The sequence below is a fragment of the Pseudomonas sp. FBCC-B35 genome, assembly GCF_059133755.1.
The window spans coordinates 837,800-851,892 of record NZ_CP101439.1 but is presented as its reverse complement, the minus strand read 5'-3'; the positions used below and the strand labels follow the sequence as shown (position 1 = coordinate 851,892).

Below are 14,093 nucleotides of genomic sequence, written 5' to 3'. Positions count from 1 at the left end.
GATCTTGGCTGGTCTATAGTCTGAACATCAGATGAGGACTCGCCATGACCCCGCCACCTTCCGAACGCCGCCGCTTCCAACGCATCGATTTCGACGCACCTGCCGAACTTCGCCAAGGCGAACAGCGCTGGCCTGCCAGACTCATCGATCTCTCCCTCAAAGGCCTGTTGGTCGAGCGCCCGACCGACTGGACCCCGGACCCTACCCAGAACTACGAGGCCGTTATTCAGCTCGACGCCGATACCTGGGTGAAAATGCAGGTCGAACTGCGCCATGAAGAACCCACGCGGCTGGGCTTCGTGTGCCTGTACATCGACATCGACTCCATGAGCCACCTGCACCGTCTTGTGGAACTGAACATTGCTGACAGCACCGAAATGATGCGTGAGCTGCGCGAACTGATCGAATAACAGGATCTATTAGCTGGCTATCTTCTTGACCGTTAGTCCTTTCCTGTCCATCTAGACAGCTTCCTGCCTAGTGCAGGCATCGTTGTATACACCCTTTTCTCATAAGCGCTTCGGGTTGGTATGCCTCCTGCAACAAGGATGCATACGCCCTGAGGCTTTACCCTGCGGCGCTTGGATCAAAATATTGTATACAATTTGTGTAGTACCTGTAGGCAATAACTGACTACAGTAGCTCCACAACAATAAACAGAGAGCCTGCGCCATGACTACGTCCACAAGCACGTCTCCCGCCCAGCGACCAGAGGACGAAAACCTCGGCCTGGGTGCCAACCTGGCCTATGGCCTGCAGCATGTGTTGACCATGTATGGGGGAATCGTCGCCGTACCCTTGATTCTGGGGCAGGCCGCAGGCCTCAATGGCGCAGAAATCGGCATGCTTATCGCCGCTTCGCTGTTTGCAGGTGGCTTGGCGACCTTGCTTCAGACCCTGGGTCTGCCATTTTTCGGCTGCCAGCTCCCTTTGGTACAGGGGGTGTCGTTTGCCGGCGTCGCCACCATGGGCGCGATTCTCAGCAGTGAAAGTGGGGGCGGGCTGCCGGGAGTGCTCGGCGCGGTAATGGCCGCCTCGCTGATAGGGCTGCTGATCACCCCGGTATTCTCGCGCATCACCAAGTTCTTCCCACCGCTGGTAACCGGCATCGTGATCACCACCATCGGCCTGACGCTGATGCCGGTGGCCGCGCGCTGGGTAATGGGTGGCAACAGTGCCTCACCTGATTTCGGCAGCATGGCCAACATCGGCTTGGCGGCGCTTACCTTTGCCATCGTGCTGCTGCTGAGCAAACTGGGTAGCGCGACGATATCCCGGTTGTCCATCCTGCTGGCGATGGTGGTCGGTACGCTGATCGCCTGGGCACTGGGCATGACCGACTTCAGCAAGGTTACCGAAGGCCCTGTTTTCGCCTTCCCCACGCCCTTTCACTTCGGCATGCCGGAGTTCCACATCGCGGCCATCCTGTCGATGTGCATCGTCATCATGGTGACGCTGGTCGAAACCTCGGCCGACATCCTGGCCGTGGGTGAGATCATCGGTACCAAGGTCGACTCCAAGCGCCTGGGCAATGGCCTGCGCGCCGACATGGCCTCAAGCATCCTGGCACCGGTGTTCGGCTCGTTCACGCAAAGTGCGTTCGCCCAAAACGTCGGCCTGGTGGCGGTTACTGGCGTGCGCAGCCGTTACGTGGTGGCCACCGGCGGTCTGATCCTGGTCGTACTGGGCTTGCTGCCAATCATGGGGCGCATCATCGCCGCAGTGCCTACCCCCGTGCTGGGCGGCGCGGGCATCGTGTTGTTCGGCACGGTGGCAGCCAGCGGCATCCGCACCTTGTCCAAGGTCAGCTACCAGAACAATGTCAACCTGATCATCGTTGCCGCTTCCCTGGGCTTTGGCATGATTCCGATCGCCGCACCGGCCTTCTATCACCAGTTCCCCACCTGGTTCGAAACCATCTTCCACTCAGGCATCAGTTCGGCGGCGATCATGGCCATCCTGCTGAACCTGATCTTCAACCATTTCACGGCAGGCAATTCGGACCAGCAGTCGGTGTTCGCTGCCGGCTACGAACGCACCATTCGCTATTCGGATATCTCCGCACTGCGCGACGGTGACTATTTCAAGGATGGCAGGCTGTTCGATGCCGAAGGCCACGAGGTGCCGATGAGGGGCCAGGACGAGCATGGCAGTGAGCCGGTCAAGCGCGCAGCAGTCGCCGAGCACTGACCTATCACGTGGGTGTTGTACCGGGCCGATGCGCATCGTCGGCCCTTTTTTTCGCCTGTGAACTATTCGAACAAGGCATCCAGCGCCTGCTCAAGGCGCGTCACAGCGATGACCTGCAACCCTGCAGGCGCCTCCTTGGGTGCATTGCCCTTGGGCACGATGGCACGCTTGAAGCCGTGCTTGGCAGCCTCCTTGAGCCGCTCCTGGCCACTGGGTACAGGCCGCACCTCACCCGACAGGCCGATTTCCCCGAACACCAGCAGGCCATGGGCCAGCGGCCGATTGCGCAGGCTGGACATGACCGCAGCGAGTAACGCCAGGTCCGAAGCCGTTTCCAACACTTTCACACCGCCCACCACGTTCAGGAACACATCCTGATCGTGGGTCGGGATGCCCCCATGCCGGTGCAGAACGGCCAGCAGCATGGCCAGACGGTTCTGATCCAGGCCCAGGGTGACGCGGCGCGGGTTGGCCAGGTGGCTGTCATCGACCAGGGCCTGGACCTCGACCAGCATCGGCCGGGTACCTTCCCAAGTGGCCATCACGACGCTGCCAGGGACTTCTTCCTGGGTGCGATTGAGAAAGATCGCCGAGGGGTTGGAGACCTCTTTCAAACCCCGGTCGGTCATGCCGAACACGCCCAGCTCGTTTACCGCGCCGAAGCGGTTCTTCACCGCTCGCAGCAGCCGCAGGCGACCGTCGGATTCGCCCTCGAAATACAACACGGTATCGACCATGTGCTCCAGCACCCGCGGGCCTGCCAGCGAGCCCTCCTTGGTCACGTGGCCCACCAGGAAGATCGCTGTGCCACTTTGCTTGGCATAACGCACCAGCAGCGCCGTACTTTCACGCACCTGCGCCACCCCGCCCGGGGCGGATTGCAACTGTTCGGTGAAAATGGTCTGGATGGAGTCGATCACCATTACCCGTGGCTTTTCCTGACGGGCGGTGGCGATGATGGTTTCGATGCAGGTTTCGGTCATGACCTTGAGCTGGTCCTGGGGAAGGCCCAGACGCCGGGAGCGCATGGCCACCTGCTGCTGGGATTCCTCGCCAGTGACGTACAACGCCGGCATGCCGACGGCGATATTGCACAGGGTCTGCAGCAGAATCGTCGATTTGCCGATCCCTGGATCGCCACCGATCAAGACCACGGAGCCATCGACCAGGCCACCGCCCAGCACACGGTCGAGCTCGGTGCTGCTGGTGGTGAAGCGCGGTATCTCCTCGACGCTGACCTCAGCCAGGGTCTTGATCTGCGCCTGCTGCCCTGTCCAGCCGGCGCGGCCCGTGCTGGGGGCTGCGGCGCCGCCGCTCTCGATCATGGTTTCGACCAGCGTGTTCCAGGCGCCACACTCGCCACACTGGCCAGCCCATTTCGGAAAAGTCGCGCCGCACTCGGTGCAGCCATACAAGCGCTTGGCCTTGGCCATGGGTGAGTGCCTCCGGGCAAAACCTGCATGATACCCGAGCCTGACCGTGTCCCGAATGCCTTGGGATGCGACAAAACTATTCGGTGCGACAGAAGTCACTACCCCTGAATGCAGCGCATGAAGCGTTTAAGTGGCTTACACTGCGTTTACCTCACCATTTGTTACAAAGGAATCGAAACATGGGCATGATCAGTGAGTTCAAGGCCTTCGCGGTCAAAGGCAATGTCGTCGACATGGCGGTAGGTATCATCATCGGCGCGGCCTTCGGCAAGATCGTCTCGTCCTTCGTCGGCGACGTGGTCATGCCACCACTGGGCCTGCTGATCGGCGGCGTTGACTTCAGCGACCTGGCCATCACCTTGAAGGCGGCGCAAGGCGACGTCCCGGCCGTGGTGCTGGCCTATGGCAAGTTCATCCAGACCGTGATCGATTTCGTGATCATCGCCTTTGCGATCTTCATGGGCGTCAAAGCCATCAATCGGCTCAAGCGCGAAGAGGCCGTGGCGCCAAGCGTGCCGCCGGCGCCGTCGCCCGAGCAGACCCTGCTCACCGAGATCCGCGACCTGCTCAAGGCTCAGAACCGGCCCTGAAGCTCACCGTTACAGGCTGCAGGAAGCGGCGAACCTCCATGCACCGCTTCACCCCTGTAGCCTGTAGCGGCACGTCGGCTACCAGTACGTCTCGACGGCCACCTGGCCCGGCCGTTTGCTAAGGCTCAACTGCAGGTCGCGGGCCTTGAGCACCTTGCGCGTTTCATCGATCATCTCAGGGTTGCCGCACAGCATGATTCGCGAGTGCTCGGGTGACAGCTCAAGCCCCGCGGCTTTTTCCAGCTCGCCGTTTTCGATCAATGTGGTGATGCGCTGATTCAGGGCGCCTGGATGTCGCTCACGCGTCACGACCGGGATGAACTGCAACTTGCCGGCATGCTCGGCCAGGTACTCACGCTGTTCCAAGCCAGCGATTTCATTCAGATAGGCCAACTCCCTGGCCTCTCGCACCGAATACACCAGTTTGATGTTGTCGAAGCGTTCCCAGGCTTCGAAGTCCTGCAGAATCGACATGAAAGGCGCAATGCCTGTACCCGTGGCCAGCAACCACAGGTCGCGTCCGTCGACAAAGCGGTCAAGGGTGAGAAAGCCGAAGGCCTGACGCTCCACCAATAGCGTATCGCCCTCACCCAGTCGGCTAAGCTCACTGGTGAACTCACCGCCCGGCACTACGATTGAAAAGAAATCCAGGTATTCATCGTGGGGTGCGCTGACCATGGAATAGGCGCGCCAAACCACACTGCCATCCGCCTTGGCCACGCCCAGGCGTGCAAATTGACCGGAGCGAAAGCGAAAACCCGCATCCCGGGTAACCCGCAGGCTGAAGAGGTTCGGCGTGAGCGGCTGAACATCGAGCAAGGTCTGGCGGGTGAATTTTTCGTCGCTGGCGGTCATGTCGGGCTCCATGTCTTGGGTCCCTACAGTGTCGCGCAAAGCGCCCGGGATAAAAACCACTGGGTTTTTGCGGCTTCAAGAGCTGTACAAAGGTAATCAGAAATACAGCACAGTTATAGCGAAAAAGATGAACACAGTGATCTGGATCTATCTACACTGGTCACGTACCCATATGGACTGGGCCGCGTCGCCCTTGGAGATTGGCATGTTTCACTGGAACCCCGAGCACCTGCACGCCCTGGTGAGCGAGCGTAGTCCTCGGAAGCTGTTCGACATCGCGGTGCATCTCGCTCAGGACATGGATTTCGAATTTTTGGGCCTCAAGCTTCGCATCCAGATCGCCACCCAGACACCTCGCCATTACTTGTACAGCAATTATCCCAAGGCCTGGATCGAACGCTACCAGCACGAAGAGTTCTACAAGCAGGACGCCGCGGCTGCGCTCAGCCACAACTCGACCAACCCTGTGGTATGGAGCGACGAGGTCTACCGCGAGGCACCGCATTTTCGCGAAGCGGCCTGCGAGCATGGCCTGCGTCATGGCTGGACCCAGTCCTTGCATGATCTGCAGCACAACGAAAGCCAAATGAGTGTGTCCCGGCCGCTACGCAAGGTCGAGACCGCCGAGCTGTTCGAAAAAGCCGGTGCCATCCAGTGGTTGTGCCATACCGTACATGCGGTGCTGAGCGCCCATCACCTCGATGCACTGTGCCCATCCCAACCCAAGATGAGCGAACGGGAACTGGAAGTGCTGAAGTGGTCTGCGGCCGGCAAGACGGCTGCCGATGTCGCCTGCATCCTGTCGCTGTCGCAGAGTACGGTGAACTTTCATATTCGCAGCGTGATCACCAAGACCAATGCCGCCAACAAGGCAGGCGCCGTCGCCATTGCCGCGTTGCGCGGCTGGATCTGACGCCAGGGCCTGCGAGCCCAGCCAAAGCCCTGTAGAATCGCTCGACCAGGCCTGCAGCGAACGGTTGCGGGCAGCTTTGTACCCGAGCCAGATTGCCATGCCCCTGTTGACCACGCCCTTCGCCGAACTCGATCTGATCCGCCAGCCAGACCAGGCCAACGACCCCTTGCAGGCCTTTGACGCCGCCGATGAGTACCTGCTCGAACAATTGCATGCCCAGGCATTGCCAGGCGGCAGCCGTGTGCTGGTGCTCAACGACAGTTTCGGGGCGCTGGCGGTGAGCCTTGCCGGACACATGCAGGTGACCAGCAGCGGCGACTCCTACCTTGCTCAACTCGCGCTAGGCAAGAACCTGGCACGTAACGGCCTGCCTGCGGACAGCGTTTCGTTCGTGCCTGCCTGCCACACCTGGCAAGGCCCCTTCGATCGGGTAGTGATCAGAGTGCCCAAGACGCTTGCCTTGCTCGAAGAGCAACTCATTCGGCTGCAAGGGCACCTGGCCCCAGGAGCGCTGGTGATCGCCGGGGCCATGATCAAGCACCTTCCCCATGCCGCCGGCGACCTGCTGGAGAAGTATGTCGGACCTATGCAAGCCTCGCTGGCACGTAAAAAAGCCCGGCTGCTGACCGCCACGGTGGAGGCGCGTCCCGCCTTCACCTCGCCCTACCCCAGCCGCTATCGCCTGGAATCGCCACCGCTGGAACTGCTCAACCATGCCAATGTCTTCTGTCGTGAAGGCCTGGACATTGGTACGCGGGCGTTTCTTCCGCATTTGCCGGACAACCTGGGCAATGCCCGGGTCGCAGACCTGGGTTGCGGCAACGGCGTGCTGGCCATTGCCAGCGCCCTGAAAAATCCAGACGCCCAGTACACCCTGGTGGACGAGTCTTACATGGCCGTACAGTCGGCACGGGAAAACTGGCAGCTTGCGCTGGGCGATCGGCCAGCCGATTTTCTGGCCGTAGACGGCTTGGCCGGCATCGAAAAACAGTCACTGGACGTAGTGCTGTGCAACCCGCCCTTCCACCAGCAGCAAGTGGTGGGTGATGTGCTGGCCTGGCGCATGTTCCAGCAGGCCCGCGAGGCGCTGGTGGTCGGTGGCGCCTTGTATATCGTGGGCAACCGCCACCTGGGCTATCACAGCAAGCTTGCCCGCCTGTTCCGAGGCGTGGAGCAGGTGGCGGCAACGCCCAAGTTCGTGGTGCTCAAGGCACGCAAGTAACTGTCCACAGGTAGCGCACCGCACGGCGTCAGGGTCAGCAGACGCGTATAGCGCGCTACCTGTCGATGCCAGGGCTCAGTGGGTAGTCAACCCGGCTGCGCTCATGAACAGGCGCATCAACCAGGCCGCCACACCCAGCGCGGCCACACTCAACGCCCAGATCAACACCAACCAGCCCAGGCGCTGCCACAGCGGTTTCTTGCCTGCCACGTCCTGCTCATGGGTCATGGTGCAGCCTCCTAGTGATAGCCCTGGTCATGGGTGACCTTGCCACGGAACACGTAGTAGCTCCAGAAGGTGTAACCCAGGATCAGCGGAAGAATGAACAGCGTTCCCACCAACATGAAGCCCTGGCTTTGCGGCGGCGCGGCAGCCTCCCAGATCGAGATCGATGGCGGGATGATATTGGGCCACAGGCTGATGCCCAAGCCGCTGTAACCCAGGAAGATCAGCCCCAGCGTCAGCAAAAACGGCATGTAGTTCGCGCTACGGGCTACTGCCTTGAACAGGTTGTAGAAGGTCAACAGCACCAGGATCGGCACCGGCATGAACCACACCAGGTTGGGCATGCTGAACCAGCGATCGGCAATCTGCGGATAGGCGATTGGCGTCCACAGGCTGACCACACCCATTACAGCCAGCAGCACAAGCGCCAGCGGCCGTCCAAGCTTGTGCATCTGTTCCTGAAGCGGCCCCTCGGTCTTCATGATCAGCCAGGTACACCCTAGCAGCGCGTAGGCCACGATCAGCCCCAAGCCGCAGAACAGGCTGAAGGGTGTCAGCCAGTCCAGCGAGCCACCGGCGTAATGCCGATCCACGACCTTGAAGCCTTCGATGAAGGCGCCCAGCGCCACGCCCTGGAAGAACGTTGCCACCAGAGAGCCCCAGATGAACGCCTTGTCCCACAGATGGCGACCAGCGTCGGTGGCCTTGAAGCGGAACTCGAAGGCCACGCCCCGGAAGATCAGACCGATCAGCATCAGAATCAGTGGCAGATAGAGCGCCTCGAGCACGACGGCATACGCCATCGGGAACGCGCCGAACAGCCCCGCGCCACCCAGCACGAGCCAGGTCTCGTTGCCGTCCCAGACCGGTGCGACCGTGTTCATCATCACGTCGCGGTCACGCTCGTGTTTGACGAAGGGGAAGAGCATGCCAATGCCCAGGTCGAAGCCGTCCATCACCACGTACATCATGACGCCGAAGATGATGATGCCGGCCCAGATCAGTGGAAGATCGATACCCATGGCTCAGTTCCCCTTGCTCAGGTCTGCAGTGGTGGCATCGCTGCCTTCGTCGGCGGCGGACAATGGCCGCGCCGGCGTGCGTTTGCGGCCAGGACCGCCCGGACGCTGCTGATCGCCTTCGCCGGTATGCGGGCCCTTGCGCACCAGGCGCATCATGTAGGCGAACCCTGTGCCGAACAGGGCGAAGTACACCACCACGAACGCCACCAGGGTGAACCCCAGTTGGGCATAGCTGTGGTTGGAGACGCCGTCGGCCGTGCGCATCAGCCCGTAGACCACCCAGGGCTGGCGGCCGATTTCGGTGGTGAACCAGCCGGCGAGGATTGCCAGCAATCCTGAAGGCCCCATCCAGGTCACGAAATGCAGGAACGGCCGCGAGGTGTACAGCTTGCCGCCTTTGCGCAATACAAGGCTCCACACGCCAGCGGCGATCATCAACATGCCCAGCGCCACCATGATGCGGAAGGACCAGAAGATGATGGTGGAGTTGGGCCGGTCTTCAGGCGGGAACTCCTTCAATGCCGGCACCTGCTTGTCCAGGCTGTGGGTGAGAATGAGGCTCCCGAGCACCGGGATCTCGATCTTGAACCGTGTCGTTTCAGCTTGCATGTCCGGGATGCCAAAGAGGATCAACGGGGTAGGCTCGCCAGGAGGGTTCTCCCAATGCCCTTCGATGGCAGCGATTTTCGCCGGTTGATGCTTGAGGGTATTGAGCCCGTGGAAGTCGCCGATCACTGCCTGGATGGGCGCGACGATCAGCGCCATCCACATGGCCATGGAAAGCATCTTGCGCACCGAGGGGTTGTCGCGTCCACGCAGCAGGTGCCAGGCAGCCGATGCCCCCACGAAGAAGGCGGTGGCGACGAATGCCGCCGTGGCCATGTGCATCAGGCGGAACGGGAACGAAGGGTTGAAGATGACCGCGAACCAGTCGACCGGAATCACGCGACCATCGATGATTTCGTGACCTTGCGGGGTATGCATCCAGCTGTTCGAGGCCAGAATCCAGAAAGTGGAAATCAGCGTTCCGAGCGCCACCATGCAGGTGGCGAAGAAATGCAGGCCACGGCCTACGCGGTTCCAGCCAAAGAGCATCACCCCCAGGAAACCTGCCTCGAGGAAGAAGGCGGTCAGCACCTCGTAGGTCAACAGGGGCCCGGTGACCGAACCTGCGAACTCGGAAAAACGGCTCCAGTTGGTGCCGAACTGATAGGCCATGACCAGGCCCGAGACCACGCCCATGCCGAAGTTGACTGCGAAGATTTTCGACCAGAAGTGGTACAGGTCCCGATAGACCTGCCTGTCTGTCTTGAGCCACAACCCTTCGAGCACCGCCAGGTAACTGGCCAGGCCGATAGTGATGGCAGGGAACAGGATATGGAAGGACACGGTAAACGCGAACTGGATCCGGGCAAGATCCAGTGCCTCCAGACCGAACATAGGTGCTACCTCATCAGATAATCCGGCGGTCGGGCACTCGGCCCTGTCGCCCACTGCCCCCACATAGTCGAGTACGGCGTGTTGGAATTGTTCTGTTCGATGTGCAGGGATTGCGGCCAAAGGCCGAAATCGTCGGGGATCGTTGCAAACGCAACGATTGATCCAGGTCAACGATATGAATCAAGCATAGCCCCGAATAGCCCGGTGCGAGGTGTGGTTGTTTGCCGCGTGACCGGTTGCCCCACCCCCTGTTCAGCGGCACCGAAACGGTGTCGGACACGGTAAACAGCAACTATTTGTTACATACAGATGATAGGCTGCGGAGCTTCCCCTGCATCGAGGTCACAGGTGTCCGATGTCCGAGACTGAACCGCCGCTGTTGCGTCACCATCGCCCTTTTCTGGCGTTCTGGCTGGCACGGGTCTTCACCGCCAGCGGATTCCAGATGTTGACCGTGGCGATTGGCTGGCACCTGTATCAGCTGACCGGCAACGTGCTGGACCTGGGACTTGTCGGACTGGTGGAGTTCGCACCCCGTGTGCTGTTCATGCTGCACACCGGCCATGTGGCAGACCGCTATGACCGGCGCAAGGTTGCCGCCCTGTGCCAATGCCTGCAAGGGCTGATCGCACTGGCCCTGGCGCTGGGCAGCGCCACGGATCAGGTCAGCCGCGAACTGATTTTCGTGCTGGCGTTTCTGCTCGGCGCCACCCGTTCGTTCGAGATGCCGGCGACCCAGGCGCTGCTGCCCAACGTCGTGCCCGCGGGCCTGTTTCCACGGGCGGTCGCCGCGTCGGCCTCTGCGACCCAGTCGGCTACCATTGTGGCGCCCGCCGTGGGCGGCTTCCTGTACGCATTCGGCAGCGGCTGGGTCTACGGCCCGACCGTGGCGTTGTATGCCATAGCCTGTGTGCTGACCCTGAGCCTGCAGGCGCGAGGACAAGTCGTTCAACGGGGCCGTGCCACCGTCGAGTCGCTGCTGGCCGGCATTCGTTTCATTCGCAGCCGGCCGGATATCCTGGGCGCCATCTCGCTGGACCTGTTCGCCGTGCTGCTGGGCGGGGCCACAGCGCTGCTGCCGGTATTTGCCAAGGACATCCTGCTGACAGGGCCGCTGGGGCTCGGGCTGCTGCGTTCGGCGCCCGCAGTAGGCGCGTTGCTGATGTCGGTGTGGTTGGCGCGCTTTCCCTTCGAGCGCAAGGTGGGCCGAACCATGTTCACGGCGGTGGGCGTCTTTGGCGTGGCCACTATCGCGTTCGGCCTGTCCACATCCTTCTGGTTTTCCCTGGCGGTCCTTGTGGTACTGGGCGCTGCCGACATGATCAGCATGGTCATTCGAGGCGCTTTCGTGCAGTTGCATACCCCGGACGAAATGCGCGGGCGCGTCAGCGCCGTCAACGGGCTGTTCATCGGTGCCTCCAATCAGCTCGGCGAATTCGAATCGGGGGTCACCGCGCACTGGTTTGGTACGGTGCCAGCCGTCGTCATGGGTGGGGTGGGCACCTTGGTGGTGACGGGAGTGTGGATAAAACTGTTCCCCACGTTGGCCAACCGGGACCGTTTGCACGAAGACTGAAAGGCCGCCCCAGCGGCCCTGTACGCCAGGCGCACCGGGCGCGGCCAGCCTATTCCCAGACGGCCATAGGCCCCTGCCCGGCATGCTGGTATGATGCGCGGCTTTTTTCTGCCCCATAGAAATCACGGCAGCCGGTACGGTCTGTGCTTTGCTGATGGGGTCGACATATTCATGGCGCCGGGGGCGCCTCGGGGAGCGGGCATGCTGGAAAGGCTGTTTCAACTAAAAGCACACAACACCAATGTGCGCACCGAGATACTGGCGGGCGTCACCACCTTCCTGGCCATGGCCTACATTCTCTTCGTCAACCCGAGCATCCTCGGCGAGACGGGCATGGACAAGGGTGCGCTGTTCGTCGCCACCTGCCTGGCGGCGGCCATTGGCTCGACCACCATGGGCCTGATCGCCAACTACCCGATCGCCTTGGCGCCGGGCATGGGCCTGAACGCGTTCTTCACCTACACCGTGGTGCTGCACATGGGGCACACCTGGCAAGTGGCCCTGGGTGCGGTATTCCTGTCGGCGGTGATGTTCTTCCTGCTGTCGATCTTCCGAATCCGGGAATGGATCGTGAACAGCATTCCCCTGCCCCTGCGCTCGGCCATTGCTGCGGGCATCGGACTGTTCCTAGCGCTGATCGCGCTGCACAATGCGGGCATCGTCGTCGATAACCCTGCAACCCTAGTGGGCATGGGCGACTTGCGTCAGCCGGCACCGATTCTGGCCACACTGGGCTTCTTCCTGATCGTTGGCCTGGAAGCGTTGAAGGTGCGCGGCGCCGTGTTGATCGGCATCCTGGCCGTGACCGTGGCAGCCATTGCCATGGGCGTCACGCCCTTCGGGGGCATCGTGTCCATGCCGCCTTCGCTGGCGCCGACCTTCCTGCAACTGGACATCGCCGGCGCGCTGGACGTGGGCCTGGTGAGCGTCATCTTCGCCTTCCTGTTCGTCGACCTGTTCGACAACTCCGGCACCCTGATCGGCGTGGCCAAACGTGCAGGGCTGATGGGCAAGGATGGCCACATGCCGAAGATGGGCCGTGCCCTGATTGCCGACAGCACCGCCGCCATGGCCGGCTCGCTGCTGGGCACCTCGACCACCACCAGCTATATCGAGTCGGCGGCTGGCGTGAGCGCCGGGGGGCGTACGGGCCTTACGGCCATCGTGGTCGCCGTGCTGTTCCTGCTGGCCCTGTTCTTCGCACCGCTGGCTGGCAGCGTACCGGCCTTCGCCACCGCGCCGGCGTTGCTGTTCGTCGCCGTGCTGATGGCTTCGGGCCTGGCAGAAATCAATTGGGACGACGTCACCGAAGCAGCCCCAGTGGTGGTCACCGCGTTGGCCATGCCGCTGACCTATTCGATCGCCAACGGCATTGCCTTCGGCTTCATTGCCTGGACCGCCGTGAAACTCATTTCCGGGCGTCGCCATGACCTGAACGCGGCCCTGGTGATTCTTTCCATCCTGTTCGTCATCAAACTGGGTTGGTTCAACGCATGAGTGCTGCATTCGACCCTAGCGCCTATGACGCGCAACTGCAGGATAAGACCGCCCGCCTGCGCGAGCTGCTCGCACCTTTCGGTGCGCCGGAGCCCGCCGTCTTCGACTCGCCGCGCGCGCACTATCGCCTGCGTGCGGAATTCCGCCTCTGGCGCGAGGACGGCCAGCGCCACTATGCGATGTTCGCCCCGGGCGAGAAGCACAAGGCTATCTTGATCGACGACTTCCCGATTGCCAGCCAGCGCATCAACGACCTGATGCCGCGCCTGAAGGCGGCCTGGCAGGCCAGCGAGGCTTTGAGCAATCGCCTGTTCCAGGTGGAATTCCTCACCACCCTGGCGGGTGATGCGATGGTCACGCTGTGCTACCACCGCCCACTGGACGAAGCGTGGGAAGTGGCCGCGCGGCAACTGGCCCAAGATCTGGGCGTGAGCCTGATCGGCCGCTCCAAGGGCAAGCGCCTGGTCATCGGCCGTGACTATGCGGTTGAAAAGCTCGACGTGGCCGGCCGTGTGTTCAGCTATCGCCAGCCTGAAGGCGCATTCACCCAGCCCAACGGCGCCGTGAACCAGAAGATGCTGAGCTGGGCCTTCGAGGCCATGGGCGATCGCGATGACGACCTGCTGGAACTGTACTGCGGCAACGGCAACTTCACCTTGCCGCTGGCCACCCGGGTGCGCCAGGTGCTGGCTACCGAAATCAGCAAGACCTCGGTCAACGCCGCACTGAGCAACCTGGCCGAGAACGCTGTGGATAACGTGCGCCTGGTGCGCTTGTCGGCTGAAGAGCTGACCCAGGCGCTGAACGAAGTGCGCCCTTTCCGCCGCCTCGAAGGCATCGATCTGAAAAGCTACGCATTCGGCACGGTCTTCGTTGATCCGCCGCGCGCCGGCATGGACCCGGACACCTGCGAGCTGACCCGACGTTTCGAGCGGATCCTGTACATTTCGTGCAACCCGGAAACACTCGCGGCGAACATTGCCCAGCTCCACGACACCCACCGGATCGAACGCTGCGCGTTGTTCGATCAATTCCCCTACACCCACCACATGGAAAGCGGTGTGCTGCTGGTGCGGCGCTGAGCCTGGACCCTGTGCAGGCCGGGGACGATGAAATTGAATTCAGGCGCC

13 protein-coding genes are annotated in these 14,093 nt (G+C 61.8%); 8 read left to right on the top strand and 5 right to left on the bottom strand.

The features are described from left to right. Nucleotides 1-44: 44 nt before the first annotated feature. Together NMB38_RS03720 and NMB38_RS03715 are read left to right on the top strand one after the other, a co-directional pair. Nucleotides 45-410 carry a PilZ domain-containing protein gene (locus NMB38_RS03720; protein WP_027914394.1) on the top strand — a complete coding sequence of 122 codons (366 nt, stop codon included), beginning with the start codon at nt 45-47 and terminating at the stop codon, nt 408-410. 262 nt (nt 411-672) lie between these two features. Further along, the gene (locus NMB38_RS03715; protein WP_027914393.1) at nt 673-2,190 is read left to right on the top strand and encodes a nucleobase:cation symporter-2 family protein; all 1,518 of its coding nucleotides are present in this window, start codon (nt 673-675) and stop codon (nt 2,188-2,190) included. A gap of 62 nt (nt 2,191-2,252) precedes the next feature. On the opposite strand, the gene radA is transcribed toward NMB38_RS03715, so the two are convergent. After that, complete coding sequence (gene radA / locus NMB38_RS03710; protein WP_023534442.1) at nt 2,253-3,623, bottom strand: DNA repair protein RadA; 1,371 nt, start codon at nt 3,621-3,623, stop codon at nt 2,253-2,255. A gap of 179 nt (nt 3,624-3,802) precedes the next feature. Between radA and mscL the strand changes: the two genes are divergently transcribed. Further along, the gene (gene mscL, locus NMB38_RS03705; protein ID WP_023534347.1) at nt 3,803-4,213 is read left to right on the top strand and encodes a large-conductance mechanosensitive channel protein MscL; all 411 of its coding nucleotides are present in this window, start codon (nt 3,803-3,805) and stop codon (nt 4,211-4,213) included. Nucleotides 4,214-4,291: 78 nt separating this feature from the next. Here the strand turns inward: mscL and NMB38_RS03700 are convergent, their stop codons facing one another. Beyond that, nucleotides 4,292-5,068: a ferredoxin--NADP reductase gene (locus tag NMB38_RS03700; protein WP_027914392.1), complete on the bottom strand. Its 777-nt coding sequence runs from the start codon at nt 5,066-5,068 to the stop codon at nt 4,292-4,294. A 205-nt stretch (nt 5,069-5,273) separates the two neighbouring features. Here NMB38_RS03700 and NMB38_RS03695 point away from each other — a divergent pair, with 205 nt between their 5' ends. Together NMB38_RS03695 and NMB38_RS03690 are read left to right on the top strand one after the other, a co-directional pair. Next, nucleotides 5,274-5,981 carry an autoinducer binding domain-containing protein gene (locus NMB38_RS03695; protein WP_027914391.1) on the top strand — a complete coding sequence of 236 codons (708 nt, stop codon included), beginning with the start codon at nt 5,274-5,276 and terminating at the stop codon, nt 5,979-5,981. Nucleotides 5,982-6,078: 97 nt separating this feature from the next. After that, entirely contained in the window at nt 6,079-7,203 is a 1,125-nt protein-coding gene (locus NMB38_RS03690) for a methyltransferase (RefSeq protein WP_027914390.1), read from the top strand. Nucleotides 7,204-7,278: 75 nt separating this feature from the next. Here the strand turns inward: NMB38_RS03690 and NMB38_RS03685 are convergent, their stop codons facing one another. Genes NMB38_RS03685 through NMB38_RS03675 form a run of 3 tightly spaced genes read right to left on the bottom strand, consistent with a single transcriptional unit; the run spans nt 7,279 to nt 9,890 of the window. After that, the gene (locus tag NMB38_RS03685) at nt 7,279-7,431 is read right to left on the bottom strand and encodes a DUF2474 domain-containing protein (RefSeq protein ID WP_033695023.1); all 153 of its coding nucleotides are present in this window, start codon (nt 7,429-7,431) and stop codon (nt 7,279-7,281) included. Nucleotides 7,432-7,442: 11 nt separating this feature from the next. Beyond that, nucleotides 7,443-8,450 carry a cytochrome d ubiquinol oxidase subunit II gene (gene cydB, locus NMB38_RS03680; protein ID WP_027914389.1) on the bottom strand — a complete coding sequence of 336 codons (1,008 nt, stop codon included), beginning with the start codon at nt 8,448-8,450 and terminating at the stop codon, nt 7,443-7,445. Between the two features lie 3 nt (nt 8,451-8,453). Then, nucleotides 8,454-9,890: a cytochrome ubiquinol oxidase subunit I gene (locus NMB38_RS03675; RefSeq protein WP_027914388.1), complete on the bottom strand. Its 1,437-nt coding sequence runs from the start codon at nt 9,888-9,890 to the stop codon at nt 8,454-8,456. A 355-nt stretch (nt 9,891-10,245) separates the two neighbouring features. Between NMB38_RS03675 and NMB38_RS03670 the strand changes: the two genes are divergently transcribed. The 3 genes from NMB38_RS03670 (at nt 10,246) to trmA (ending at nt 14,045) form a co-directional block, all read left to right on the top strand. Then, nucleotides 10,246-11,466 carry an MFS transporter gene (locus NMB38_RS03670; protein ID WP_027914387.1) on the top strand — a complete coding sequence of 407 codons (1,221 nt, stop codon included), beginning with the start codon at nt 10,246-10,248 and terminating at the stop codon, nt 11,464-11,466. Between the two features lie 201 nt (nt 11,467-11,667). After that, the gene (locus NMB38_RS03665) at nt 11,668-12,963 is read left to right on the top strand and encodes an NCS2 family permease (protein WP_027914386.1); all 1,296 of its coding nucleotides are present in this window, start codon (nt 11,668-11,670) and stop codon (nt 12,961-12,963) included. Continuing rightward, a complete protein-coding gene (gene trmA / locus NMB38_RS03660; protein WP_027914385.1) occupies nt 12,960-14,045 on the top strand; it encodes a tRNA (uridine(54)-C5)-methyltransferase TrmA in 1,086 nt (361 codons plus the stop codon). The genes NMB38_RS03665 and trmA overlap by 4 nt, the downstream gene beginning before the upstream one ends. The last annotated feature ends 48 nt before the right edge of the window (nt 14,046-14,093 follow it).